Here is a 26,563-nt window from a genome sequence, read left to right as displayed (position 1 = left end):
ATAGCGAGACATGGATATCAAACGCACCATCCTGTGGGTCATCTTCTCGATGTCCCTCGTGCTGCTCTACGACAACTGGCAGCGCGCCAACGGCCACGCGTCGATGTTCTTCCCGAGCGCCAACACGCAACAGCAGGCCGCACCGGCCGGCGGTGCGAGCGGCGCCGCGGCCCAGGGTGACGTGCCCAAGGCCAGCGGGACGAGCGCCTCGGCGCCTGGCGCGGTGCCGGCGGCCCCGCAGGGCGCGGCCCAGCCTTCGGCCGAGAAGGTCGTGGTGACCACCGACGAGGTGCGCGCCGAGATCGACACCGCCGGCGGCATCGTGTCGCGCCTCGAACTGCTGAACCAGCACGAGAAGGACGGCAAGCCCGTGGTGCTGTTCGAGCGCGACGCCACGCGCACCTATCTCGCCCGTTCGGGCCTGATCGGCGGCGACCTGCCGAACCACACCACGGTGTTCACGGCCGTGCCGGGCGCGCGCACGCTGGCGCCGGGGCAGGACAAGGTGGACGTGGTGCTGACGGCCGAGAAGAACGGCGTGAAGTTCACCAAGACGTACACGTTCCACAAGGGCACGTACGTCATCGACACGCGCTTCGACGTGGCCAACACGGGCACGGCGCCGATCTCGCCGACGCTGTACCTGGAACTGGCGCGCGACGGCAGCAAGGTGGAGCAGTCGCAGTTCTACAGCACGTTCACCGGCCCGGCCATCTACACGAACGCCGACAAGTACCACAAGATCAGCTTCGAGGACATCTCGAAGGGCAAGGCCACCGTGCCGGGCCCCACGGACAACGGCTGGGTGGCGATGGTGCAGCATTACTTCGCCTCGGCCTGGATTCCGCAGAACGGCAAGGAACACAGCTTCTACGCCGAGCAGATCGATCCGAACCTGTACCGCGTGGGTATCCAGCAGCCGCTGGGCCAGGTGGCGCCGGGCGCCGCGGTCAGCACGCAGGCACGCCTGTTCGCCGGTCCGCAGGAAGAGCACATGCTCGAGCAGATCACGCCGGGCCTGGAACTGGTGAAGGACTATGGCTGGCTGACCATCCTGGCCAAGCCGCTGTTCTGGCTGCTGGAGAAGCTGCACGGCTTCCTGGGCAACTGGGGCTGGTCGATCATCGCGCTGACCGTGCTGATCAAGCTGGTGTTCTTCCCGCTGTCCGCCGCGAGCTACCGCTCGATGGGCAAGATGAAGGACCTGCAGCCGCGCATGACGGCCATCCGCGAGCGCCACAAGGGCGATCCGCAGAAGATGAACCAGGAAATGATGGCGCTGTACCGCACCGAGAAGGTCAATCCGCTGGGCGGCTGCCTGCCCATCGTGATCCAGATCCCGGTCTTCATCGCGCTGTACTGGGTGCTGCTGTCGTCGGTGGAAATGCGCGGCGCGCCGTGGCTGGGCTGGATCCACGATCTGTCGGTGCCGGACCCGTTCTACATCCTGCCGATCGTGATGGCCGTGTCGATGTTCGTGCAGACCAAGCTGAACCCGACGCCGCCGGACCCCGTGCAGGCCAAGGTCATGATGATCATGCCGCTGGTGTTCTCGTTCATGTTCTTCTTCTTCCCGGCCGGCCTGGTGCTGTACTGGGTCGTGAACAACATCCTGTCGATCGCCCAGCAATGGCAGATCAACCGGATGCTCGGCAAGAGCAAGGCGGCGGCGATCGCCAAGAGCTGAAACGCCGGGGAATCACCCCGCACCAACGAAGAACCCGGCCCCGCGCCGGGTTTTTTGTTGCCCGAGGCGGGCGGTGGCAAGGCTGGCGCGCCGGGCGTATGCTTCCACTCTTATATAAGACTTCGCAACCCCGCCGCAGCGGAAAGGACACGCCATGACCTGGTCGGCCAGCCAGTACGTACAGTTCGAGGACGAACGCACCCGCCCCGTGCGCGACCTGGTGGCGGCGATTCCGCCCGTCGAGGCGCGGCGCGTCATCGATATCGGCTGCGGCCCGGGCAATTCCACCGAAGTGCTGGCGGCACGCTTTGCCGGCGCCGAGGTGACCGGCGTGGACAGCGATGCCGACATGATCGCCGCCGCGCGCAAGCGGTTGCCCGGCCTGCGTTTCGATATGGCCGATGTCACCCAGTGGAACGACGCCGGCCCGTGGGACGTGATGCTGGCCAACGCCGTGTTCCAGTGGGTGCCCGACCACGCCACGCTGTTCCCGGCGCTCGTCAGCCGGCTGGCCCCCGGCGGCAGCCTCGCCGTGCAGATGCCGGACAACCTCGACCAGCCGTCGCACGTGCTGATGCGCGAAACGGCGCTCGACGGTCCGTGGGCCGCCAAGCTCGCCAGTGCGGCCGGCGCGCGCACCACGCTGCCGGCGGAACGCTGGTACTACGAACTGCTGAAGCCGCACTGCAGCCGCGTGGACATCTGGCGCACGATCTACCAGCATCCGCTCAAGGGCGGCGCCGCGGCGGTGGTCGAATGGTTCAAGGGCAGCGGCCTGCGGCCCTTCCTGGCCCCGCTCGACGACGCCGGGAAAGCCGCCTTCCTCCGGCAATACGAGGCGGCGCTGGCCAAGGTCTTTCCGGCCCTGCCCGATGGCACCGTGCTGCTGCCGTTCCCGCGCGTCTTCATGGTCGCCACGCGCTGACTCCGGCCCCTGGGTGGCTATCACGCCACTCAGGTGCGCCATCGCCTACACTAGACGGACCGCTGCGCAGTCACTCTCTTCTCCGATCCAGATCAAGAGACACCGCCATGAGCCGTCAGCCCGTGCTGCACCGGAAGATGCGACCCGCCAGGGCATTCGTGGTCCTTGGCGACCACGGCCTGCGGGCCGTGGACCACCAGCTGGAAGCCGTACTCCATCGTGACGAGGTCGAGGACGTGCACCGGCTGCGCGTGGCGATCCGCCATCTGCGCGCCGTTGCGTGGGCCTTCGGGCCGATCCTCGGCAATCATCGGAAGGCGCGCTGGAAGCGGACCCTGTGCGAGATGGCCGACGCGGCCGGTCCGGTACGCGACTGGGATGTCTTTCTCGCCGAAACGCTGGCGCCCGCGCTCGAAAAGCAGCCCGACGATCCGGTACTTGCCGCGCTCGTCGCCACGGCGCAGGAACGGCGCAGCGTCGCACGCGACGAGATGATGACAAGCCTGTCACGTTACCGTCAGTCGCCGCTGCCGGTCCTCTACCGCGACCTGATCCACATTGCTTCGGCCAGGTCCGGGTCGCGCCTGAAGACCTTCGCGCCGCGCCGGATACGCAAGGCGCGCCGGCGGGTACGCGAACTTGCCCGCGTGGCCCGCGACGGCCAGACCGACCACGTGCACCAGCTCCGCATCGGCAACAAGCGCCTGCGTTATGCCATCGAGGCGCTGTCCGACGTGCTGCCGCGCCGCTACCGCAAGCGGCTGCGCAAGAAGCTGGTCAGGCGGCAGTCGGAACTGGGTGCGCTGATCGACGGCGCCGTGGCGCGCCGGCTGATGGCGGAGTGCCTGGGCTGCGCCGCAGCCGCCCCCCAAACCCCAGCCGAAGCCCCGGCCGCCCCCCGGAACGATCTGCGACAATAACGCCATGACAGCCATCCAGACATCGACCGAGCTACCGATCGCAGCCATTGCCACCGCACCGGGCCGCGGCGGCATCGGCGTCGTGCGCGTTTCCGGCCCCGACGTCGGCACCATCATGCGCGCCGTCTGCGGCCGCAACCTGCAGCCGCGCCACGCCACCTACCTGCCGTTTCTCGACGCACGCGGCAAGGTCATCGACCACGGCCTCGCGCTCTACTTCCCCGCGCCCAACTCCTACACCGGCGAGGAAGTGCTCGAACTGCAGGGCCACGGCGGCCCGGTGGTCATGCAGATGCTGCTGTCGCGCTGCCTCGAAGCCGGCAAGTCCGTGGGACTGCGCGTGGCCGATCCCGGCGAGTTCACGCGGCGCGCGTTTCTCAACGACAAGCTTGATCTGGCGCAGGCCGAAGCGGTGGCGGATTTGATCGAAGCCAGCACCGAGGCCGCCGCACGCTCGGCGGCGCGTTCGATGGAGGGCGAGTTCTCGAAGGCCATCCACGCGCTCGTGGAAAAGGTGATCCACCTGCGCATGCTCGTGGAGGCCACGCTCGATTTTCCCGAGGAGGAGATCGATTTCCTCGAAGCCTCCGACGCACGCGGCCAGCTCACGCGCATCCGCGAAGCGCTGGCGGGCGTGCTCAAGCAGGCGCGCCAGGGCTCGCTGCTGCGCGAAGGGCTGTCGGTGGTGCTGGCCGGGCAGCCGAACGTGGGCAAGTCGTCGCTGCTCAACGCGCTGGCCGGCGCCGAACTGGCCATCGTCACGCCGATCGCCGGCACCACGCGCGACCGCGTGCGCGAGACCATCCAGATCGACGGCATCCCGCTGCACATCATCGACACCGCCGGCCTGCGTGACGATGCGGCCGACGAAGTCGAGCGCATCGGCATCGAGCGCACCTGGGAGGCCATCCGCCGCGCCGATATCGTGCTGCACCTGGTGGACGCCGCCGACTACCTCGAACACGGCCTCTCCGAGACCGATGACCATATCGACGACCGCCTCAGCGGCCAGTTGCCGCCGGGCGCGCCCATCGTGCGCGTGGTCAACAAGATCGACCTCGCCCCGGCGGCTGGCGAGATGGGCTTCGGCGGCAACCGCCCGCACGTGGTGGTGGCCAACGGCCCCAATCCCACCGAAATCTGGATCTCGGCCCGCACCGGCGCCGGCATCGACCTCATGCGCCGCGAACTGCTGCGCCTGATCGGCTGGCAGTCGGGCAACGAAGGCACCTTCCTGGCCCGCGAACGCCACCTCACCGCCCTGCGCAGCGCCCAGTCCCACCTCGACTGCGCCGTCGAACGCGCCGAACAGAACGCCCAGGCCCTCGACCTCTTCGCCGAGGAACTGCGCCTCGCCCAGGACCACCTGAACAGCATCACCGGCGAGTTCACCAGCGACGACCTGCTCGGGACGATCTTTACGCGGTTTTGTATTGGGAAGTGAGGGGCGGGGAATAGCGAATGAGCCAGGAAGGACAGCTTCTCGACAAGAAGTCGTTACGCTCGATTGTCGGCCGGACAGTAGATTGGGCGGAACTGGCGAAAGACTGCGTAGCGTTCGCCAACGCCACCGGGGGCCATTTGCTGATAGGCATTGAGGATGACCAGGCAATGCCCCCACCCGACCAGCGGGTTCCCATCGGACTGGACGATACGCTCCGGAGAAAGCTTGCCGAGCGGACGGTCAATGTCGTGGCGTTGCCAACCATCAGAACCGCATTGAACGGCGGCCAGTATCTCGACGTAATCATTCCGCGTGCCACGTCCGTCGCATCGACCACGGACGGCCGCTATTTTCTCCGTGTTGCTGACCAGAGCAAACCGGTGACGGGCGACGACGTGATGCGCCTGGCCAACGAGCGGGGCAGTTCCTCTTGGGAAACGCAAGTTTCGATGCAGATTCCCTCAACGAATTGCGATCCGGACAAGCTCCATGTGCTGGCAAGCGCGCTACGCAACTCGGACCGCGTCAAACCGTCGGTGAAGGAAAAAGCCGATGGCGAGTTGCTCGAACACTACCAGCTCTCGCATGGCGGACTGTTGACCAATCTAGGTGTTCTCTGTGTCGGCAGGCAGTTCGACCGCGCCAGGTTGGCCACCGCTCCCGTTGTTCAGTTCATCAAGTACGACGAACGCGGATCGAAAGTCAACAAGCTGGTCTGGGATGACCATGACTTGAACCCGATGGAAATGGTCGAATCCGTCTGGCGCGAAGTGCCCGATTTTCGCGAAAGCTACGAACTTCCCGACGGCTTGTACCGCCAGTTCGTGCCAGCATTCGACGAAATCGTGGTGCGGGAACTGCTGGTCAACGCACTGGTTCATCGCCCTTATACGCAGCAGGGCGATATTTTCCTGAATCTGCATCCCGACGGTCTGGAGGTCGTCAATCCGGGACTTCTGCCGCTCGGTGTCACGCCCCGGAACGTGTTGCATACGACAGTACGACGAAACGAGCATCTGGCCCGGCTTTTTCACGATCTCCGCCTCATGGAACGGGAGGGTAGCGGCTTCGACAAGATGTTCGAAGTGCTGCTTTCCCAAGGGCGGCCCGTCCCTGCGCTCAGGGAACTGGATGACGGTGTCGAGGTGACAATACGCCGCCGCATCCAGAAGCCAGAGATGATCGACTTCGTCGCCAAGGCGGATCAGACGTTTCAATTGACGCAGCGAGAGCGTATCGTCCTGGCGCTGCTGGCACAGCACGAAGCCCTCACTGCGCGCGAGTTGGCCGCGGCCCTGGAACTTCCCTCTGTGGATTCCTTGCAGTTGTGGCTCAAGCGGGCCTTGGCATGGGGACTGGTGCAAAGCGCAGGCCGCACCCAGGCGGTGCGATATTTCGTCGATCCCAAGCTGATCCGCAGTCTGGATTTTTCAACGTCAACAACGCTAAAGCGTATCGAACCACATCGGTTGCTTGCGCTGATCGTGGAGGACGTCGGGCGATATCCGCTGGCGAGGATCAGCGAGATTCACCAGCGCATTGGCGATGAGATTCCTCGTTCACGCCTGCGCAGGGGCCTTGAGCAACTCGTAAAGGAAGGAAAACTTCGTCAAGAGGGACTGCGCCGAGGGACGCGGTACCGAATCCCATGATTTGGCGCAAATGACGGCTTATCCGACGCCGGCGAACCAAAGCATTGCGCCAAATCGACCGTGCAAAGCCCGCGATCCCTTGTCACAGTGCGCTCGCCTGTTTGGCGCAAACGTACAACCTCGGCCAGACAATGCGCCAAACATTGCGCCGTATTCTCCCTATGGCTTTGTGCATGGCGCCTGACCGCACCAACTCCCGCCCCCTCACCCCTGCCGAGATCGCCCTCGCCCGCCAGGTCTTCGCAGACGCGGTCGATTACGCGTCGGTGGTTGTCCATCGCCGGAACTTCGTGTTCTGGCAGGGGGGTCGCTACATCGTCACGCCGAACGGGCAGATCTATCTTGGGCGAAAGCTGCGCTGGATCGATGACTTCAGCCAAGGCGGGCTGGCGTTGCAGGCACTGTTCATCCATGAGATGACCCATGTGTGGCAATACCAGCGCGGCGTCAATGTGCTGTGGCGCGGTGCCTGGGAGCAGGTGAGGCATTTCCTTGGCTTCAACCAGTATCGATATCGGCTTGAACGGGGCAAGGCGCTGTCCGACTACAAGCTTGAGCAGCAGGGCGATATCCTGCGTGACTTCTTCCTGAGCCGGCACGGTCAGAGTGCGCCGTACGGCGCGGCTGACTATCTGGCGGCGCTGGGCAAGGCGGGGCCGACCATCGTCTGACCTGGAAGCCCCCTGCGTTGACTTGCCCGCCGATGTGGCGGACCATCGGCTGGATCGTGTTCTGGAGTTCATCATGCCGCGCGTATCCAAGGCGGAAGCGGAGAAGAACCGCGCAGTCATCGAGCAGGTGTCGGCGCGGCTGTTTCGCGAGCAGGGCTTTCATGGGGTCAGCGTGGCCGATCTGATGGGAGCGGCGGGGCTGACGCATGGGGGGTTCTACGGGCATTTCGAGTCGAAGGACGCGCTGGCGGCCATTGCCTGCGCGCGGGCGTTCGAGGAGTCCGAGGCCCGCTGGCGCAAGCGCGTGGCCGACGCGCCCGATCGTGCCGCCGCGCTGTCGGCGCTGATCGACGGCTATCTGTCGGCGCGCAACCGCAACAGTGCGGGCACCGGGTGCCCCGTGGCCGCGCTGGCCAACGATGTGGCGCGCGAGGCCGATGACAAGCCGGTGCGGGCGGCATTCCACGATGGCGTGGAGCAACTGCTCGACATCCTGGCCTCGATCCAGCCCGGCGACGATGCCGGCGCGGCCCGGGCGGCGGCGCTGGCGCAGATGGCCACGCTGGCCGGTGCGCTGATGCTGTCGCGCGCCACGATGGGCACGCCGCTGTCGAACGAGATTCTGGCGGCCGCCCGCGCGTCCCTGCTCGCCGGGGTGCAGGCGGCTTAGGCGCGCTACACTGGCGGACTTTCCTCTGCCAGCCAGCGGCCGGCCCTGCGCCGTCCCGCCCCCTCCACGATGTTGAGCCGCACCCGCCAAACCCTCGTTGCCGTTGTCGCCGTCGTTGTCCTGATCCTGCTCTGGTTCGTCGGCAACGACAAGGCCGACGCCCCGCCTGCCGATTCCCAGTATGTCGCCGACGCTCCGGAAGCCCCGGACGCCTCCGCGCCCGCCATCCCGGCCAGCATCCCGCGCGGCATCCCGCGCAACGGCACGCTCGACCCGATCAGCATCGACGAGAACCGGCCGGCCGACATCCTGCCGCAGGTGGCCGCCGAGAGCCTGGCCAGCGACTACCGCGACAATGCCGGCGCCGCCGACGACCGCTACCGGGGCAAGTACATCATCGTCGAGGGCGTGGCCAGCGGCATCCGGCGCGACCAGAACCACGTGTACCTGGAAATCCGCACCGACAATCCGGGCGTGGTGGTCCGTGGCGACCTGCTGCCGCGGCAGATCTGCGGCCCCGGCACGCGCGCCTGCGAGGTCGAGGCCCGGGCGACCATGGTCCGGCGCGGCCAGAAGGTGGCCGTCGAGTGCAATGGCGCCGGGGTGGCCGAGGACGGCACGCCGCTGCTGTCCGACTGCCTGCTGCGCGGCGGAGCGAACTAAGCGGCACCCCGCGGCTCGCCGGCGCCCCAGCCGCCGATTTGCGGCATCTGTCGCCCGCTGTTCCCCGCTTTGATCCTGGGCCGGCACGCCTACATTACGCAGGCATGCTGCCGGCAATGCGCCCCGCATCGTCTTCGTGACGGGTGCGGGCGGCCGGCGCCCTCGCCGACGCGATCCAGGATCCAAGATGAAGAGAGTTACGATTGCCGCCACGCTGGCCCTGCTGGCCACTGGCTGTTCCACCTACCAGAGCGTGCTGCCGGTAGACCGCGCGGACCAGATCGATCCGATCGCCGGCTTCCAGAACGGCGCCTTCGGCGGCCCGGCGCAGTTCCGCGTCGACGGCAACCGCGTGGTCGGTGCCGACGGCTCGCTGTTCTGCGTGGTGGCCAACCAGGCCAACAGCAACGCCTTCGTCGAGAGCTTCGTGAAGGCGCTGCGCGCGCGCAATTTCGAGGTCAAGCTGCTGCCGCCGTACTCGTCGATGGCGTCGTGCCCGATGACGGCGATGTACGTGGCGCAGCGCCAGACCTACATCACGCCGTTCCTGGCCGCCGCCGACATCACCGTGTACCGCAACGGCGAGCGCGTGGGCAAGGCCATCTTCAACGCCAACCGCAGCGCGGGCGGCGTGAACCTGAGCAACTTCATCCCGCCCGAAATGAAGATCGAGGAACTGGTGGACCAGCTCTTCCCGGGCCTGAAGCCGCAGCCCCAACCCGAGACCGCTCCCGCGCAGGCCGCGCCGGCGCCGCAGCCGGCCCCGGCAGCCTGACGGCCGGTGCCCGCCCCGGAACGGGCGGGCGTCCCGGCGCTCAGGCCAGGCGGAACACCTCCACCGCCTGGCGCAGCTCCTGCGCCTGGTGATGCAGGCTTTCAGCCGCCGCCGCCGCTTCCTCCACGAGCGCCGCGTTCTGCTGCGTCACGGTGTCCATCTCGGCCACGGCGCTGCTGACCTGCGCCAGCCCCTGCGACTGCTCGCGCGACGCCACGCTGATATCGCCCATCAACGCGGCGATGCCTTCCACGCGGCGCACCATGTCGTTGATATCGGTGCCGGCCTGCTGCACGGCCTCGTTGCCCGATTTCAGGTCGGTCACGGTGCGCTCGATCAACTGCTTGATCTCGCCGGCCGCATTGGCGCTGCGCTGTGCCAGGCTGCGCACCTCGCCGGCCACCACGGCAAAGCCCCGGCCATGCTCGCCCGCGCGTGCCGCTTCCACGGCGGCATTCAGCGCCAGGATGTTGGTCTGGAACGCGATGCCGTCGATCATGCCGATGATGTCCACCACCTGCTGGGCGTTGCGATGGATGTCGGCCATCGTGCTCACCACGCGGCCCACCGTGCTGCCGCCGGCGCGTGCCGCATCGGCCGCGCTGGCCACGGCGGCATTGGCGTCGTGCGCGTTGTCGGCGTTCTGCTTCACCGTGGCCGACAGCTCCTCGATGCTCGCCACCGTCCGCTCCAGGCTGCCGGCCTGCTGCGCCGTGCGCGCCGAGAGGTCGGCATTGCCGCTGGCGATCTGGCTCGTGCTGCCCGCAATGGCGCCCACGCTGCCGCGCACCTTGTCGACGATGCCGGTCAGGCCCTGCCCCACGCCGTCGATGGCGCGCATCAGCTCGCCGATCTCGTCGTTGCGCGAGGTCTGCAGGCGCGCGGTCAGGTCGCCCGAGGCCAGCCGGCTGGCGGCGTGCGCGGCGTTGGCCAGCGGCTGGCTGACCATGCGGCGCAGCAGCCACCAGAACGCGGCCGACACGGCCAGCGCGGCCAGCAGCCCGCCCGCCAGGAAGCGGTTGCGGCTGGTCTCCACCTCGTCGCGCAGCGATGCCGTGGGCACGCTGCCGGCGATCAGCCATTGCCACTCGGGATAGGTCACGAACGCGGTCAGCCGCTCCACGGCCGCGCCGCTGCCGATTGCCACGGTGTTGGTCACGTTGCCATCCTTCGCGGCGATCATGTCGCGCACCCAGGGCTTGCCGTTGGCGTCCGTGGCGTCGATCTGCACCGTGCCCTCGCTGCCCGAGCGGTCCACCATGACCTTGCCCTGGTCGGCGCCCGGCTTGGCGTCGATGACGATGAACTGGCCGTCCTCGCCGATGGTCTTGCGGCGGATGCGGTTCTTGAGCGCGGCCAGCTCGGCCTCCACGTTCACGCCCACGTACAGCGCGCCGACGATCTTGCCGCCGGCGTCGCGCACCGGCTCGTACTTGCTCATGTATGGCTTGCCGAACAACCACGTCAGCGAGCGGTACGACTTGCCCGAGGACACCGCCGCGTAGGCCGCGCCGGCGCGGTCCAGCGTGGTGGCGATGGCGCGCTGGCCGTCCTGTTTCTTGAGCGAGGTGGTCACGCGGATGTAGTCGTCGCCGGTGCGCGCGAAGACCGTGGCCACCACGCCGCCGGTCGTGGCGAAGAACCTGTCCGGGATCTCGAAGCTGTTGTTCAGCACCAGGTCGCCGCTGCGGAACTCGGGCGTGGCCTTGCCGGCCACCTCGATGGTCTGCGACGGATCCACCGCGTACGGGCCGGGCAGCACCGCCGCAAAGCTCAGCATGAAGCGGTCGACTTCCTGCAGCATGGTGTCGTCGAGCTGGGCCACGAGTTCGCGCAGCGTCTGGCTCTCGGCCGTGATGGCCTCGCGCGCCTGCACTTCGAGCTGGCGCATGCTGCTCAGCGACAGCGCCAGCGCAAAGGCGCAGAACGCCACGATCTGGACGGCGAGCACGACCAGCGCAATGCGCGTGCCGATACTCCAGCTGCTGGCAAGCGCGCGCAGGCCGCCAGCCGACGCCTGCCGGGGCAGGGTAAGGGAAGAATTCGAATACAAGGGGCGCTCCGTGATTAACGCCGTGCGCCATCATGGCGCACGGGCAACGCCCGCTCTGACGGCAGGTCGTCACGTCCGGGTTATCGGACGCCCCGGGGGGCGCCTTGAATGAAAAGAGTGCTTAATCTAACCGGACTTGCGTTGCGCGCAGATATATCACGGCATGACATGACATCCACAACGAGAAAGCGCCGGACGTGGCTCTCTTGAGGGGAGCCATCGCCGGCGCTGAAAGCGGCCTGCCGGTCATGCAACCGGTTTCATGGTTGTTGTGTCAGGACTCCAGTTGTCCGAGGCGGACCACGGTCACGCCGGGCCGAAGTTGGCGCAGCGAGGGCATCACGAGCACGCAGTTGTCGTACGGCGTCACCACCGGCTGGCCGTCGCGCCAGGCAATCACGGTGCCGGCGTCGGTGAACGTTTCGAGCCCGGTGTAGGCGCCCGCGAAGCGGAAATCCATGCTGCGGGCCACCACGGGCTCGGTCACGCGGATCACGCGCTGGGTGGCCGGCAGCGGGCGCAGCCAGCCGTCCGGCAGGTCGGCGGCCTCGACGATGCCCGCATGCAGCAGGAAGCGCGCGGTGCTGTCGCGGGCCACATCCACGGCCGAGGTCTCCCAGTGCTGGCCGCATTCGATCAGCAGCGCGTTGCGCGGGCTCGCAGAATCTCCAAAATCCGCGTAGTCGCGCATGCGGCGGCCCTCGGGGTGGCCCTCGTCAACGATCACGTCTGCCGGCGCGCCCAGGGCGCGGGACAGCGCGATGCCCTTGTCGAGCGGCCCCGACACGATCAGCGGCCGGCTCTTCTCGTGCATCGAATGCAGGTCGAGCAGCAGGTCCACGGTATCGACGATGGGACGCATGGCGCGTGCACGCCGCAATTCGGACGAATCGCGCGCCGCATCGTCGAGCACGGCCGCCGTCCAGACGCGGTTGAAGTCCTGGTCGACAAAGCGCGAGGCGTCGGGCTGCGCGGCGTCGAAGCGCGCGTAGGCATCCACGTTCGCAAACGACAGCGTCAGCTTGCCGCGGCGCGGTCGCAGGCCATGGTCGAGCAGCCCGGCCACCGCAATCGCGCCGCAGACTTCGTTGCCGTGCGTCAGTGCATTGATCATCACATGCGGTCCCGGCGTGCCGCTATCGAACGTGTGCACGTAGGCCACGCCCGTGTTGCCCGTGGCGTACGGGCGGATATCCGGAAACTCGACCTCGACCGGGTAGGCCTCGAAGGCGGGGGCGCTCTGCGTCATGGGTACTTCCTTGCTGGCAGCGGTGGAGACTTTACTGGCGGATGTCGGCGGTCTGCACGATGGTGCGGTACTTGGCCGTCTCGCGCTTCACGAAACTGGCGAACTGGGCCGGCGTGCCGGGCGACACCTCGACGCCCGCCTCGGCCAGCTTCTTGCGGACATCGGGCATGGCCAGGACGGCCTGCATTTCACTATTCAGGCGATCGATAACTGGCTTCGTCAAACTGCCAGGCGCCATCAATCCGAACCATACTCCCATGTCGACACCCTTGAGCGCTGGCGTCTCGGCCAGCGCCGGAACGTTCGGCGCCACGCTGGCGCGCTTGCCTTCGGTCACGCCATAGGCGCGCACGCGGTTGGCCTGGATGTGGGGCAGAGCGGACGACAGCACCATCACGGCGAGGTCGATCTGGCCGCCGAGCAGGTCGGTGGCCATCGCGGAGGCGCCCTTGTATGGCACGTGTGTGATGTTCACGTTACCTTGCTGCTTGATCAGTTCGCCCGCCAGGTTCAGCGGCGTGCCGACGCCCGACGAGGCGTACGACATCGAACCGGGCCTGGCCCTGGCCAGCGCGATCAGTTCGGCGGCATTGCGGGCGGGCAGGTCGTTCTTGCCGACCAGCACCATCGGCTGGGTGCCGATGAACGTGATGGGCGCCAGGTCCTTCTCGCCGTCATAGCGCACGGCCGGATTGGTCAGGCGCGCGATCGACACCTCGCTGCCCGAGCCGAGCAGCAGCGTGTAGCCATCGGCCTCGGCCTTGACCACCTTCTGCGCGCCAATCGTGCCGCCGGCGCCGCCCAGGTTCTCGATCACCACGCTCTGGCCCAGCCGCTTGCCCAGCTCGGGGGCCACGGTGCGCGCCACGAGGTCGACGCTGCCGCCGGCCGTGTAGCCAACCACTAGCGTGATCGGCTTGGACGGATAGGCGGGAGCGGCCGGCGCGGCAAACGCGGCACTGGCAAGGGAGGCGGCAACGGCCGCGCGCAGCAGGGTCTTCATCGATTTCTCCGGCAGGGCTTTGAATGGTTTGCGCCGATGGTAGAGAGCGCGCGCTGCGGCATCGTGCAGGTTTGGCAATAGCGGTTGCCGATTCGGCAAGATCGATGTTGGTGCATCAGGCGCGGCGGCAGAGCGGCGGCAGAGTGGCGCAGGAACTCAGCCGGTGGCCGCGCCCCAGAACGCTTCCGCCAGCGCCCGCATGGGCGCCCTGGGCCGGTACAGCCGGATATCGAGCGCCAGGTCGCCGCCATCGCCGCCCTGCGCATCGGCGCGCACCAGCCGCCCGTCGCGCAGGTCGTCGGCGATCAGCCGTGCCGGCAGCCATGCCAGCCCCATGTGCTGGCGCACCATTTCGTGCACCGACTCGGCGAAATCGCTGACGGCAATCACGTCGAGCCAGCCGGCCAACTGGCGGCGGGAGATTTCCTGGTTGACCAGGCGGCCCATCGTCAGCGTCTCGGCGTAGGCGATCATCGGCACCGGCGTCGGGCGCCGGCCGGCACGCGGGGCCTGCAGGCGGAAGGCCGGGCCGCCGTGCGCGTCGGCCGCGGCCACGCAGACCAGCCGCTCCACGCCCACGGGATGGAACATGTAGCGCGCATCGTCGAGCATCACGGGCAGGTCGTGCGGGCTGTAGCAGAGCAGGAAGTCGGCGTCGCCCTCGGTGAACATTTCGAGCGCGTCATGGATGGCATGCGTGGAGAGCCGCGTGCGGAAACCGGCGCCCGCCGGGTCGTCGCGCAGTGCGTGGCGCAGGCCGGCCAGCCAGGCGGGCACCATCGAGCGGGCCAGCGTCTTGCCGGTGGCGATCGTGATCGTGCTGGCATCGGCCCGGTGCGCCGCGCGCAGCGACAGGCGCGCCTCGTCGAGCGTGCGCAGCGCGCCTTGCGCGGCCTCCAGGAACTGGCGGCCCTCGGCGGTCAGCCGCACCGGAAACGCGCTGCGGTCGATCAGCGGCGCGCCGGCCCAGACCTCCAGCGCCTGCATGCGCCGGCCGAACGCCGGTGGCGTGACATTGCGCAGTTCGGCGGCACGCGCCAGGCTGCCCGCCTGCGCCAGGCACACGAAATCTTCGAGCCAACGGATATGCATGGGGACGCCGGAATGAGTTGGCGCATTGTAGCGTCGCCCGAGTCGTTTAGAATTTTCGCCATGACCTCCACCCAGGGCGCCAGCCGGCCCGCCACTTCCCCGCCTTCCGCCATGCCAGCAGACCCGTCCCCGGCGCCTCCCGAGTACACCATCGACGAACTGGCGCGCGTGGCCGGCACCACGGTGCGCAATATCCGCTCTTACCAGGACAAGGGGCTGATCGACCCGCCCGAGCGGCGCGGACGCGTGGGCATCTACACCCAGGCCCACCTGGGCCGGCTGCGGCTGATCCACCATCTGCTGGCGCGCGGCTACACGCTCGCCAACATCATGGAGCTGCTCAAGGCCATCGTGGAAGGGCACGACCTGCGATCGATCCTCGGGCTCGAATCGGCCATCAGCAGCCCGTGGAACACCGAGGCGCCACGCCACTATTCCTACCTGGCGCTGGCGCGCATGTTCGGCCGGGCGATCTCGCGGCCGGCGCTGTCACGCGCCATCGCGCTGGGCCTGCTCGAACGCGACGGGCTCGGCTATCTGGCGCGCAGCCCGCGCGCGCTGGCGGCGGGCGCCGAAATGGCGCGGGCCGGATTCGCGCTGGAAGACGTGCTCGACATCATCGAGCAGGCGCGCGGGCATTTTCAGGCGGTGTCGGACCGCATCGTCGGGATGGTGGTGCGCGAGCTGGACCGCTTCGGCGAAGGGCAGTTGCCGCCGCCGGCGGAAGTGCCGCGCATCGTCGATGTGCTCTGGCGCATCCGGCCGCTGGCGCTGGTCACGCTGGAAACCGAGATGATGCGGGCGCTGGAGATCTCGGCGAACAAGTACCTCGGGGATCGGGTGGCGGCGATCCTGGCGCACCTGGGCGAAGAGACGCGGCAGGAGTAGGGAGGGGTGAGACGTGAGACGTTTGAGCCAGAAAAGCAGTGGTTTCTTGCTCAAACGTCTCAAATTGTCACCCGGCTGCCCCCACCGAGAGGCGGAGAAAACGTCAGGCCGCGCTGCGCAGCGAGGGGGCCTTCGTGCTGGCCCCTGCGCGAATCGCCGTTTCTTCAATTTCCTCGATCAGCGGCAGGATGCGGGCCAGTTCCGCGCGGTTGTCTGCGTCCCATGGATGGAAGCCGGGGCGGAAGTAGTCGAACCACTCCGGAATCATCTTGCGCAGCACGCCGGGCGAGCCCCACAGGAACGTCATCACGCTGCCGAAGCCCCGCAGCTTGTTGCGGCACGTCTTGTCCGCCAGCACCAGCCGCACGTGGAACACGAACACCAGCGCCCAGAACGTGACCGTGGTGGTCAGCATCGTGAACGCCCGCAGCAGGTAGCGGTACGGGCCGGGCTTCATGACCGTGTTCCAGACGTCGTAGGCCACCGCCTTGTGCTCGGTTTCTTCGAGCGCGTGCCACGTCCAGACCTGCCGGTAGCCCGGTTCCGATACCCCCATGTGGCGCGGGTCGGACAGCATGCCGCCGGCCAGCATCGCCGTGTAATGCTCCAGCGCGATGGTGTGCGCCAGTTGCCACGACTCCGGCAGGATGCGGCGCAGCAGGTTCAGCAGCTTCGCCACCGCGTGGTCGAGCTGCGCGGCCGGCAGGCCGGCATCGTCGAGCAGGCGGTTGTAGAGGATGTGCTCGCGCGTGTGCATCGCCTCCTGGCCGATGAAGCCGGCCACGGCCTGCCTGAGTTCCGGATCGGTCACGCGGTCGCGGTAGTTGCGCACGCTGTCCATGAAGAAGCGCTCGCCGGCCGGGAAGAAGATCGACAGCGCGTTGATGAAGTGGGTCACGTGCTGCCCGCGCTCGTGCCAGTTGCAGATGCGTTCGGGCGGGAGATGGGGGTGCACGTCGCGGCGTACCGGCATCATGGTGTGGACTCCTGGATCGAAGGGACGGGCGCCTGCGGGGCGCCGTCGAGGAAGGGCAGCAGGTCAGCCGCCACGCGCTGCGGATCTTCTTCCATCGGAACATGGCCAAGATCCGCGTAGCGGCGCAGCGACACGACGGGGAGACGTGCCGCGAACGCCGCGGCGTGCGCGGGCGGTATCCAGCGGTCGCGCTCGCCCCAGAGCACCAGCGTGGGGGCTTGCACGGCACGCAGCCGCCCGGTGTCGAGGGCGTCGAAATCGAGCCTCGGCACCATGCGGCCCACCGCTGCGCGGCTGCCTGCTGCATAAAAGAAATCGACGTAGCGCCGGAACGTGGATTCCGGCACGCGGCGCGCATCGCCGTACACATCGCGCGTGGCGGCCCGGATGATCGGCTCGGGCAGCAGCCATGGCGCCGACCAGCGCACCAGGGCGTGGCGGAACAGGCCGATGTAGACCGGCAGCTTCATCGGGAAGCCCGCCGCGTCGATCAGCACGAGCCGGCTCACCAGCGCCGGCCGGCGCGCGGCAAGGTCCCACGCGATCAGTCCGCCCAGCGAGTTGCCCACCAGCGTGGCGCGTGCGATGCCGAGCGTGCGCAGGAAGCTGTCGACGAACGTGCGGTAGGCATCGACATCCATCGTCACGATGCGCCCGCGTGCGTCGCGCAACGGACCAGTCAGCCCGAAGGGCGGCAGGTCGAGGCGGATCACGCGATAGCGCTGGCGCAGCGCCGGCATCAGCCCTTCCCATGTGTGCAGCGACGCGCCGAAGCCATGGATCAGCACCAGCGGCTCGGCTCCGGGCGCGCCCTCGTCGGTGTAGTGCACCAGCGCGCCCATCACCTGCACCCAGCGCGAGGCCGGCAGCGCGTAGCGGCGCGCCAGCGTGTCGCGCGACAGGCTCCTGAAGCCCAGGCGCCCCTGCCCAAACCAGCGCGTGAAGGGGCCCGGCGGCGCCTGCAGCACCGCTTCCGGCGGCAGCGCGCGGGTCATGCGCGTTCTCCATCCGGCGCCGGCGCGGGCGTCGGAGTCGGCGCCGCGACGAATTGCCGGCGCTTGCGGCGCGCCTCCTTCACGACGAGGGACTGGTAGGCGGCCGGCAGCAGCCGCGCCATGGCGTCGGCGGCGTAGGCGTCGGGGCCCACCAGCACCCGGCGCCTGTTGGCGCGCACGGCAGCAAGAATCACGCGCGCGGCCTTGTCGGCGGTGGTGATGAAGAACTTCTCGAATTCCTCCCGGCCCTGCTGTTCGTCGCGCACCAGCAGGCCGTTGACGCTGGGCGAGACGCGGCTGTCGCGCGCAATGTTGGTCTTGATGCCGCCCGGGTGCACCGTGGTGGCCGACACGCCGCAGTCCATCAGGTCCAGCTCCTGCCGCAGCGATTCCGTGAAGCCGCGCACCGCGTACTTGCTGGCGTTGTAGGCGCCCATGCCGGGCTGGGCGAACAGGCCGAACACGCTCGACGTGTTGACGATATGGCCCTCGCCGGCCGCCTTCAGGTGCGGCAGGAACGCCTTGGTGCCGTACACCACGCCCCAGAAGTTGATGCCCAGGATCCATTCCAGATCGTCGTAGCTGGCCCCCTCCACCGTGCTCGACAGCGCCACGCCGGCATTGTTGAAGATCAGGTTCACGCGGCCATGCGCCGCCGCCACGGCCTCGGCCCAGGCGTAGACCGCCGCCCGGTCCGCCACGTCCACGCGGTGCGTGGTGGCGCGCACGCCCGGCGCGGCGCGCCGGACTTCGGCCAGCGTCTGCGCCAGCCCGGCCTCGTTGCAGTCCGACAGCGCCACGTGGCAGCCCGCCTGCGCCAACTGCAGCGCCAGGCAGCGGCCCATGCCCGAACCCGCGCCGGTAATCGCGGCAACCTTGTTGCGGAAATCCTTCATCGGTCTCTCTCCTGTGGTGGGCGGTCAGGCGCGCGCCGTCTCTGCGGCGCCGGCGGGTACCCCGGCATGGGGAACATCGGGTACGGGCGCCCGCACCGGCCACTGTTCGTAGTCGGCCATCCGGAACGCTCGCGTGGCCTGGCGAAACTGCCATGTGAAGCCGGGCCAGAGCGTGGTGTTCTTGCCGTTGGCGGCATCCACGTACCAACTGGCGCAGCCACCCGCCGACCAGATCGTCCGGCCCAGCTTGCGCTGGATGCCATGGTTGAACCGGGCCTGCACCGGCGGCTGCACGTCCACGGCCTGCACCTGCCCGGCGCGCATCTGGCGCAGCGCGTCGAGCACGTAGTTCACCTGCGACTCGATCATCAGCACCATCGAGCTGTGGCCCAGGCCGGTGTTCGGGCCGACGATCAGGAACAGGTTCGGGAAGCCGGCCACCGTGGTGCCGAGATAGGCTTCGGCGCCGTCGCGCCAGGCGTCCGTGAGGTCGTGGCCGTCGCGGCCCACGATCACGCCGCGCGGGATGGGGTCGGTGGCGCGGAAGCCGGTACCGAGGATGATCGCGTCGGCCGGGCGGCGCGTGCCGTCGCGCAGCACCACGCCGTCGGCTTCCACGTGGTCGATGCCGGTGGTCACCACGTCCACGTTGTCGCGGGTGAGCGCCGGGTAGTAGTCGTTCGAGATCAGCACGCGCTTGCAGCCGATGGTGTAGTCCGGCGTCAGCGTCTGACGCAGCGCCGGGTCGCGCACCTGCCGGCGCAGGTGCCGGCGCGCCACCTGCTCGACCGCCTTCATCAGCTTCGGATGGATCACGAACCCGAGCACGCGCGATTCGAGCATCCAGTACAGGCCCGTGCGCACCAGCCGCTGCGTGACCGGCACGTAGCGGAACAGCGCGCGCTCCACCGGCGAGATGCGGCGGTCCGGCTTGGGCATGATCCACGGTGGCGTGCGCTGGTAGAGATCGAGATGTGCCACCTGGGGCGCGATGCGCGGCACGAACTGGATCGCGCTGGCGCCGGTGCCGATCACGGCCACGCGCCTGCCCTCCAGCGCGTAGTCATGGCGCCATTGCTGCGAATGGAACACGGTGCCGGCAAAGCGGTCGAGGCCCGGAATGTCCGGGATGGCCGGCGTGCTGAGCCCGCCCATGCCCGAGACCAGCACGCGGGCGCGCACCCGGCGGCCGTTGGCCATGCGCAGGCGCCAGACGGCCGCGGCGGCATCCCACTGCGCATGTTCCAGCGCGTGGCCGAAGCGCAGGTGCCCGCGCAGCCCGAAGCGGCTGGCGCAGTGCTCCAGGTACTGGCGGATTTCGGCCTGGCCCGAGAACATGCGCGACCAGCCGGGGTTGGGCGCGAACGAGAACGAGTAGAGGTGCGATTGCACGTCGCACGCGCAGCCGGGGTAGTGGTTGTCGCGCCAGGTACCGCCCACCGCGTGGGCGCGCTCGAAGATCAGGAAATCGTCCACGCCGGACTGCTTCAGGCGCATGCCCATGCCAAGCCCGGCAAACCCGCTGCCAATGACCGCGATGTCGCAGACGATCTCGGGCACCTCGGCCGCGGGTGGTTCGAAGACATGAGTGGGGAGATCCGCCGGAGCGTTCATATGCGCCTTCCAGTGGGTGTCATTCGGCCCGCCGTGCTGCCCGGCCCTCATCGACACCGTTGATTGTGACATTGTTCGATGTCATCATAGGGACTCCGTTCCGCGCGGGTCAACGGGCTGAATCGAAGAATTGCTCTATTCGGACGTCATTTCCAGTGTCGGTTGACGCACATCAAACGAAGTGCAGGAGGGCGGGAACTGCGTCCGGGGCCGATGTCGGTCGTGCGTTTGAAACCCGTCACGCAATGGAAATAAATTTCGGCGGCTTCGGCAGAATCACAACGCCGGCAGCCCATCACCGCGACAAGAACAACACGGAGACACGATGCCCACCTCGCACCATCTGGCCGTGGCCATGCCAGCGCGCCGCGCTTTCCTGAAGGTTGGCGGCGGCTTCTGCGCGGCCATCGCGTGCTCGGCGCTGGTTCCCACGCTGACCGGCTGCTCGTCGGCCGAGACACCGCCGCAGCCCGGCAGGGCGTTCCTTCGCACCGGCGACGTGGCGCTGTTCCGCGCGCTGCTGCCAGCCGTGGCCAGCGAACTGGAGGCGATGCCTGCCGCGCAGCGCGAGGTTCGGGTGGCCGGGGCGCTGAAGAACATCGACCGCACGCTGGCCGCGATGGACCTGAACAGCCGCGACGAACTGCGCAAGCTGCTCGACCTGCTCTCCAGCACGCCGCTGCGCTGGGCCGTGGCCGGGGTCCGCGCGCCTTGGGCCGAGGCCACGCCCGAACAGGTACGCGGCTTTCTCGCACGCTGGCGACATAGCCGTTTCGCCACGCTGAACGCAGGCGGCGTGGTGCTGGTGAAGCTGGTCAGCGTCAGTTACTTCGCGCTGCCCGAGACCTGGGCGGCCAGCGGCTATCCCGGACCCAACGCGGCCATCCACCGCGCCCTGCACAGCTGAGGCCCGACATGGCGATATCCGATATCTACGGCGCCGGCATCGCGTCCGGCTGGCAGGTGCTCGACGCCGCCACGTTCACGGCGCCGCGCATGCTCGATGCCGACGTGGCCATCGTCGGCACCGGCGCGGGCGGCGGCATCGCGGCCGAGTTGCTGAGCCAGGCCGGCCTGCGCATGCTGATGCTCGAAGAGGGCGGGCTGCATACGTCCGACAGCTTCCGGGACATGGACGAAGGCCGCGCCTACCGCGACCTGTACCAGGAGGCCGCCGCGCGGGCCACGTCGGACGGTGCGATCTCGGTCCTGCAGGGACGCTCGGTTGGCGGCAGCACCACGGTCAACTGGTCGTCGAGCTTCCGCACGCCGCCGCAGACGCTGGCGCACTGGGCCGCCGCCCACGCCGTGGTGGGGCACAGCGAGGCCGAGATGGCCCCGTGGTTCGCGAAGATCGAGGCGCGGCTCGGCATGGCGCCGTGGGCGATGGACCCGAATCCGAACAACGCCGTGCTGCGGCGGGGCTGCGAAGCGCTGGGCTGGGAGTGGCACGTGATCCCGCGCAACGTGAAGGGTTGCTGGAACACTGGCTACTGTGGGCTGGGCTGCCCGGTCAACGCCAAGCAGTCGATGCTGGTCTCGACCCTCCCGGCGGCGCTGGCGAACGGCGCCACGCTGGTGCACCGGCTGCGCGTGCGCACGATCGATCACGATGGCAGGACCGTGCGCGGCCTGACCGCCGAGGCGCTTGGCCACGATGGGTACACGCCCAGCGGCATCGCGGTGACCATCCGGGCGCGGCATGTGGTGGCGGCGGGCGGGGCGATCAACACCCCGGCCCTGCTGCTGCGGTCCAACGTTCCTGATCCGCATCGCCAGCTCGGGCTCCGCACCTTCATTCATCCGGTGAATTTGAGCATCGCAGAAATGCCGGAGAAAATCGATCCGTATTATGGTGCGCCACAATCGATCGCATCGGACCACTTCCAGTGGCGCGACGGCGCCACCGGTCCCATGGGCTACAAGCTCGAAGTGCCGCCGATGTTCCCCGGCATCAGTGCAGGGGTCTTCAACGGCATCGGCGCCGACCTGCGCCGGCAGATGGCGGCGCTGCCCCATACCAACGCCATGCTGGCGCTGCTGCGCGACGGTTTCGTCCCCGACAGCCCCGGCGGCCGGGTGCGGGTGGCGGCCGACGGCAGTCCGATCCTCGACTACGACGTGAGCGACTACATCTGGGATGGCGTGCGCCGGGCCTACCTGAGCATGGCCGAAGCCCAGTTCGCGGCCGGGGCGCGCACGGTCCGTCCGGCGCACCTGGATGCCCGGCCCTACGCCAGCTGGACCGAAGCGCGGGCGGGCATCGAGACGCTGCCGCTCAGGAAATTCCGCGCGATGCTGTTCACCGCCCACCTGATGGGCGGCTGCGCGATGAGCGAAGACCCTGCCCGGGGTGTGGTCAACAGCGCGGGCCGGCACCATCAACTGTCAAATCTGTTCGTGCTCGACGGTTCGGTATTTCCGACAAGCATAGGTGCCAATCCCCAATTGTCAGTTTTCGCACTGACGGCGCAGAATGCTTCAGGAATGAGACAGACCATCATGGCGTGATGGGATTTTCCGCCATGCAGAATCGGGGCTTGCAATTTAGAGTCAGACCTCGAAAAATGGTCTTGTGAAACGGTGCGATCACTGGAGTAGGCTGCCTACAACCGTTTCAAGCATCCGTATGCCGATAGAGCAGGGAGCTTGGCAGCACAGTGGATGTACTTTTTTTGCAGGGGTCCACAGCGGTATTTGAGCGAGAGACGCCCCCATGAAGACCGGGAAAACCACGGCAGGAGATACGAAGGCCCGCATCCTGGATGCGACCGAGAAACTGTTCATCGAGGTAGGCTACGAGGCGACATCGCTCAGACAGGTCACGTCGCGCGCCATCGTCAACCTGGCCGCCGTCAACTATCACTTCCGCAGCAAGGAAATCATGATGCAGTCGGTGCTTGGCCGCCGGCTGGACCCGCTCAACACCCGGCGGCTTGCGCTGCTGGACGCCTGCGAGGCGCGTTGGCCGGGCAACGAGATCCGCTGCGAGCATGTCATGGGCGCGCTGTTCGTGCCCGCGTTGCAGATGGCGCGCGAGCCGGAGATCGGCGGGCCGTCGTTCCTGCGGCTGCTGGGGCGTGTGTATTCCGATACCTCGCCGTTCATCCAGTCCTGGCTGATGGGGCACTACGCACCGGTGTTCGGACGCTTCTTCGAGGCGTTTGCGCGCGCGTTGCCGGACGTGCCGCGCCAGGACCTGGGATGGCGCCTGCATTTCGCGCTCAAGGCGCTGGCCGGCGTGCTGGCCGGCGACGAACTCGGCAACCTGATGCCGGCGTTCACGCAGGGCAAGCGCATGAGCGATGCCGAGATCCTGGCGCAGCTGACGTCGATGGTGGTGGCGGCCCTCAAGGCCCCGTCGCCCGAGACCCAGGAGCTGGGCGCGCTGCACGACGTGTTCGAGATCGGCGAGGCCCAGCACGCCGACGAACAGGCACAGTTGGCCGCGCTGGCCGCCTCGGTGGAATCTGAGGCCGAGCAGGCTGCCGCAGCCACGGCCGCCGCCGTGAACCGCGCCCGGCGCAGCGCGCGCACCGTGCGCAGCGAGAGCGCCGCGCGCTCGGCCACCGCCAGCCTGGCGGTACGCCGCGAGCACTGCGCCTTCCCCAGCAATCCGCTCGACGACTGGATGCGCACCCGCTCCAGGACGTAACCACCGGCTGCGGCAGTCCCCACCCGGGGCTGCCGCCGATCCCGACAGTCCGATTCACCTGATTCGCCCTGCCCTCCGCGAGGCGTGACCCGTTGCGCGCCGCGGTTCCGGTGCGCCCCTCCCTGAGCCCGCTGTCACCGACATGCGCGGGAGGGCCCCGTCTTGCCCGCACCAACGTAAAAACCACTGGAGACCCGCGATGAAGCAGCTGATCACGATTGCCGCGCTCGGCGGCGCCCTGAGCCTGATGGCCGCGCCGCAACTGAGCCTGTTCGATGCCCGCGCGCAGGGCGCGCCCGCCGCGCAGCCGGCACCGGCCCGCGCCGCCACGCCTTACGACGGGCTGTCCACGGCGCAGCAGACGGCGATGCTGGCCAGGCAGACGGCCAGCGGCGAACTGGCGGCGCTGCCCGACGCGCAGGTGCTGGCCGTGTTCGACGCGCTGCAGCCCGAGGCGCTGCTGACCTGGGCGCGGCAGGAGATCAACCGCTTTCCCGAGTACGAATACGCGATGACGCGCCAGGAGCGGCTCAACGGCCAGTGGCAGGACAAGCCGGCGCGCATGCTGATCCGCTACCGCCACATGCCGCGCCAGCTTTACGCCAGGTGGCTGCCCAACGGCGCGCAGGCGGGCCAGGAAATCATCTACGACGAGACCAAACGCCGTGACGAGATGTACGGCCACCTCGGCGGCGTGCTGGGCTTCACGTCGATCTGGACCGCCATCGACGGCTCGCTGGCGAAATCGCAGTCGAACCACACCGTGCGCGACCTGGGCTTCCAGTTCGTGCTGTCGATGCTGGAGCGCGACGCCAGGACGCTGAAGGCCGCCGGCCTGTCCGAGAAATACAGCCGCGCCGAGATCGTGCAGGAGCACGGTACGCGCATGGTGGCGCTGACATGGGAACTGCCCGAGGGCGCGCCAAAGTACTACGCGAAGAAGGTGCAGCTGATGTTCGACCTCAGGCATCCGTGGCCGCGCCAGGAGACCGCCTGGGACGCCGACGGGAACATGGTCGAGAAGATCGTCTTCGAGAAGGCCGTGAAGAAGAGCTTCGACGCCTCGACGTTCGACCCAACCAACGCCGAATACAAGTTCTGAGCGGCCCGGCTGCCCGATTCCGGCGCCACCCCCCGTTTGAATCCGTGCGCGGCGCCGTGTGGCGGCGGTTTGAATGGCGCGCGAAATGCTTGGCAGGTCAAGGGTCTGCGGTGCGGCCACCGTGTTTGGAACGTGCGCTCTATTGCGCACCGTCGCTTGAAACGCGAGATTCCGACCACTGTGCGAGTTTGGCGACAGGCCGCCGCACCGACGATAAGAACGAGGAGACAAACCATGGACCCGCTGAACCAGTCGGCCCTTTCACGCAGCCTTTCCAGCCTGGCCGGGGTAGGCCTCTGCAGCCTCGCGCTGGCGCTCGCCGCCTGCGGCGGCGGGGGCGAGGAGCCGGGCGGCACGCCGGCCGCCACCAACGCCCAGCAGTGCGCCACCAATGGAACGTGCACCCCGTCCGGCCCCACCACCAACGCGCCGGTGGCCGCCATCTGCCCGGGCGTGCTCGACTACAGCACCACGTACACGGGCGGCTCCGGCGCCGGGGAGTTCGTCAAGATCCAGCTCGACAGCCGGCAGGGCACCTACCGCATCCAGATCCTGGAGTCCGCGGTGCCGAAGGTGACGAACAGCGTCTCGCCAACGCGCGCCGGCGTGACGCTGACCGGGACGATGTCGCATCCCGCCAGGCCGCTGCCGACCGAGGCGCAGAACAACTGCGCGTACGAGCTGAAGACCGCCACGGCGTCGGACGGCGTCTCGCAGGCCATCATCGACCCGGCCAACCCGCCGATCCTGTTCGTCGGCAATGGCGTGGCCGGCGGCGGCATTCCGGGCGCGACGATCTCGTACAACAATCCGGGCCTCGGCGGCCTGGGCGTGATTCCGGAGCGCACCTTCCCGATGTACCCGGTGATCGCCTTCGCCGAGACCGAAACCGACTTCGCCAAGGTGGCTGGCAGCTACAACATGCTGGCCTACCACCTCGTGCCGTCGAGTGGCGAACTGCTGGGCGGCACCAACTTCGTTCCGGCCACGATCACCACGGTCGAGACGCTCAACGCCGATGGCACCTGCACGGCCGCATCGGGCACCTGCAAGTCGACCGGACAGCCGTGGAAGCTGCGCGGCGGCGCCGACGGCGCGTTCGAGAGTGCCAACGACAACGAGATGCAGCCCTACCCGTACCTGTACAAGGCGGCGCTGCTGCAGGACAACTACAGCCGCGCCCGGGGCGTGCTGATCGTCGGCAAGCTCGAAGGCAAGCTGGTGCCGGTGCTGGTGCGCGTGGGATTTGCCGAGATCGACCTCGACCCGCTCGACTTCAAGCTGCGCGTGGATGACGAATCGGGCATCGGGCTGCTGTCGGCGACGACGCCGGTCACCGCCGCCATGCTCAAGGGCGGCTACATCGGCTCGGGCAGCGATTTCAGGTACACGGCCTCGTCGCTGCACGACAACGTGGGCGCGCTGCTCGATCCGCAGGACGCGTCGCTGACGCCGACCGGCGCCTTCCAGATGGATTTCACGCAGACCCGGCCCGGCCAGGTGGCCACGGTGGACAACAGCGGCACCCCGGGCGCCCTGATCAGCACCGGCCCGGTCTACGCCCACCTGTTCGGCCCGGCGGCAAACCCCACCTTCCGCGTCAGCGCGGTGGCCAGCCGCTGAAGCGCAGCAC

23 protein-coding genes are annotated in these 26,563 nt (G+C 68.2%); 15 read left to right on the top strand and 8 right to left on the bottom strand.

Features of this window, described 5'->3' with window-relative positions; genetic code table 11:
- The first annotated feature begins 10 nt into the window (after positions 1-10).
- From yidC to EV147_RS14500, 9 genes are all read left to right on the top strand, one after another.
- The gene (yidC, locus tag EV147_RS14540; RefSeq protein WP_130391924.1) at positions 11-1,687 is read left to right on the top strand and encodes a membrane protein insertase YidC; all 1,677 of its coding nucleotides are present in this window, start codon (positions 11-13) and stop codon (positions 1,685-1,687) included.
- A gap of 154 nt (positions 1,688-1,841) precedes the next feature.
- A complete protein-coding gene (tam, locus tag EV147_RS14535; protein WP_130391923.1) occupies positions 1,842-2,612 on the top strand; it encodes a trans-aconitate 2-methyltransferase in 771 nt (256 codons plus the stop codon).
- Positions 2,613-2,719: 107 nt separating this feature from the next.
- A complete protein-coding gene (locus tag EV147_RS14530; protein WP_130391922.1) occupies positions 2,720-3,532 on the top strand; it encodes a CHAD domain-containing protein in 813 nt (270 codons plus the stop codon).
- Between the two features lie 4 nt (positions 3,533-3,536).
- Positions 3,537-4,976 carry a tRNA uridine-5-carboxymethylaminomethyl(34) synthesis GTPase MnmE gene (gene mnmE / locus EV147_RS14525; RefSeq protein ID WP_130391921.1) on the top strand — a complete coding sequence of 480 codons (1,440 nt, stop codon included), beginning with the start codon at positions 3,537-3,539 and terminating at the stop codon, positions 4,974-4,976.
- Between the two features lie 17 nt (positions 4,977-4,993).
- The gene (locus tag EV147_RS14520) at positions 4,994-6,628 is read left to right on the top strand and encodes an ATP-binding protein (protein WP_130391920.1); all 1,635 of its coding nucleotides are present in this window, start codon (positions 4,994-4,996) and stop codon (positions 6,626-6,628) included.
- 173 nt (positions 6,629-6,801) lie between these two features.
- Positions 6,802-7,299 carry a hypothetical protein gene (locus EV147_RS14515; RefSeq protein WP_235844758.1) on the top strand — a complete coding sequence of 166 codons (498 nt, stop codon included), beginning with the start codon at positions 6,802-6,804 and terminating at the stop codon, positions 7,297-7,299.
- Between the two features lie 73 nt (positions 7,300-7,372).
- Complete coding sequence (locus tag EV147_RS14510; protein ID WP_130391919.1) at positions 7,373-7,969, top strand: TetR/AcrR family transcriptional regulator; 597 nt, start codon at positions 7,373-7,375, stop codon at positions 7,967-7,969.
- 69 nt (positions 7,970-8,038) lie between these two features.
- On the top strand, positions 8,039-8,632 hold the full coding sequence (locus EV147_RS14505) for an OB-fold putative lipoprotein (RefSeq protein ID WP_130391918.1): 594 nt from the start codon (positions 8,039-8,041) through the stop codon (positions 8,630-8,632).
- 187 nt (positions 8,633-8,819) lie between these two features.
- Entirely contained in the window at positions 8,820-9,407 is a 588-nt protein-coding gene (locus EV147_RS14500; RefSeq protein ID WP_130391917.1) for an Sbal_3080 family lipoprotein, read from the top strand.
- Positions 9,408-9,447: 40 nt separating this feature from the next.
- Here EV147_RS14500 and EV147_RS14495 read toward each other — a convergent pair whose 3' ends face one another.
- The 4 genes from EV147_RS14495 to EV147_RS14480 form a co-directional block, all read right to left on the bottom strand.
- The gene (locus tag EV147_RS14495; RefSeq protein ID WP_235844757.1) at positions 9,448-11,460 is read right to left on the bottom strand and encodes a methyl-accepting chemotaxis protein; all 2,013 of its coding nucleotides are present in this window, start codon (positions 11,458-11,460) and stop codon (positions 9,448-9,450) included.
- 274 nt (positions 11,461-11,734) lie between these two features.
- The gene (locus EV147_RS14490) at positions 11,735-12,709 is read right to left on the bottom strand and encodes a M14 family metallopeptidase (protein ID WP_130391916.1); all 975 of its coding nucleotides are present in this window, start codon (positions 12,707-12,709) and stop codon (positions 11,735-11,737) included.
- 31 nt (positions 12,710-12,740) lie between these two features.
- Complete coding sequence (locus EV147_RS14485) at positions 12,741-13,712, bottom strand: Bug family tripartite tricarboxylate transporter substrate binding protein (protein ID WP_130391915.1); 972 nt, start codon at positions 13,710-13,712, stop codon at positions 12,741-12,743.
- Positions 13,713-13,868: 156 nt separating this feature from the next.
- A complete protein-coding gene (locus EV147_RS14480; RefSeq protein WP_130391914.1) occupies positions 13,869-14,804 on the bottom strand; it encodes a LysR family transcriptional regulator in 936 nt (311 codons plus the stop codon).
- Between the two features lie 111 nt (positions 14,805-14,915).
- Here EV147_RS14480 and EV147_RS14475 point away from each other — a divergent pair, with 111 nt between their 5' ends.
- Positions 14,916-15,692, top strand: a complete 777-nt coding sequence (locus tag EV147_RS14475; RefSeq protein ID WP_130392215.1) for a MerR family transcriptional regulator — start codon at positions 14,916-14,918, stop codon at positions 15,690-15,692.
- Between the two features lie 103 nt (positions 15,693-15,795).
- Here the strand turns inward: EV147_RS14475 and EV147_RS14470 are convergent, their stop codons facing one another.
- From EV147_RS14470 to EV147_RS14455, 4 genes are read right to left on the bottom strand one after another with little or no spacing between them, the layout of a single operon-like run.
- Positions 15,796-16,668 (bottom strand): metal-dependent hydrolase, encoded by an 873-nt coding sequence (locus EV147_RS14470; RefSeq protein WP_130391913.1) that lies wholly within the window; start codon positions 16,666-16,668, stop codon positions 15,796-15,798.
- Complete coding sequence (locus EV147_RS14465; RefSeq protein ID WP_130391912.1) at positions 16,665-17,663, bottom strand: alpha/beta fold hydrolase; 999 nt, start codon at positions 17,661-17,663, stop codon at positions 16,665-16,667. Before EV147_RS14465 ends, EV147_RS14470 begins: the two co-directional genes overlap by 4 nt.
- Positions 17,660-18,559: an SDR family NAD(P)-dependent oxidoreductase gene (locus EV147_RS14460; protein WP_130391911.1), complete on the bottom strand. Its 900-nt coding sequence runs from the start codon at positions 18,557-18,559 to the stop codon at positions 17,660-17,662. Before EV147_RS14460 ends, EV147_RS14465 begins: the two co-directional genes overlap by 4 nt.
- Before the next feature lie 24 nt (positions 18,560-18,583).
- Positions 18,584-20,173, bottom strand: a complete 1,590-nt coding sequence (locus EV147_RS14455) for a flavin-containing monooxygenase (RefSeq protein WP_130391910.1) — start codon at positions 20,171-20,173, stop codon at positions 18,584-18,586.
- A gap of 325 nt (positions 20,174-20,498) precedes the next feature.
- On the opposite strand from EV147_RS14455, the gene EV147_RS14450 reads away from it, so the two are divergent.
- From EV147_RS14450 to EV147_RS14430, 5 genes are all read left to right on the top strand, one after another.
- Positions 20,499-21,080 (top strand): hypothetical protein, encoded by a 582-nt coding sequence (locus EV147_RS14450; RefSeq protein WP_130391909.1) that lies wholly within the window; start codon positions 20,499-20,501, stop codon positions 21,078-21,080.
- 8 nt (positions 21,081-21,088) lie between these two features.
- Positions 21,089-22,684 carry a GMC family oxidoreductase gene (locus EV147_RS14445; protein WP_130391908.1) on the top strand — a complete coding sequence of 532 codons (1,596 nt, stop codon included), beginning with the start codon at positions 21,089-21,091 and terminating at the stop codon, positions 22,682-22,684.
- 205 nt (positions 22,685-22,889) lie between these two features.
- On the top strand, positions 22,890-23,828 hold the full coding sequence (locus EV147_RS14440; RefSeq protein ID WP_130391907.1) for a TetR/AcrR family transcriptional regulator: 939 nt from the start codon (positions 22,890-22,892) through the stop codon (positions 23,826-23,828).
- Between the two features lie 199 nt (positions 23,829-24,027).
- Positions 24,028-24,930 carry a DUF1571 domain-containing protein gene (locus EV147_RS14435; RefSeq protein WP_130391906.1) on the top strand — a complete coding sequence of 301 codons (903 nt, stop codon included), beginning with the start codon at positions 24,028-24,030 and terminating at the stop codon, positions 24,928-24,930.
- 243 nt (positions 24,931-25,173) lie between these two features.
- On the top strand, positions 25,174-26,553 hold the full coding sequence (locus EV147_RS14430) for a DUF2957 domain-containing protein (protein WP_407923243.1): 1,380 nt from the start codon (positions 25,174-25,176) through the stop codon (positions 26,551-26,553).
- Positions 26,554-26,563 lie beyond the last annotated feature (10 nt).

Source organism: Cupriavidus agavae, assembly GCF_004217045.1.
In the GTDB taxonomy this organism is placed as follows: domain Bacteria; phylum Pseudomonadota; class Gammaproteobacteria; order Burkholderiales; family Burkholderiaceae; genus Cupriavidus; species Cupriavidus agavae.
This window is presented reverse-complemented; position numbering and strand designations above follow the sequence as displayed.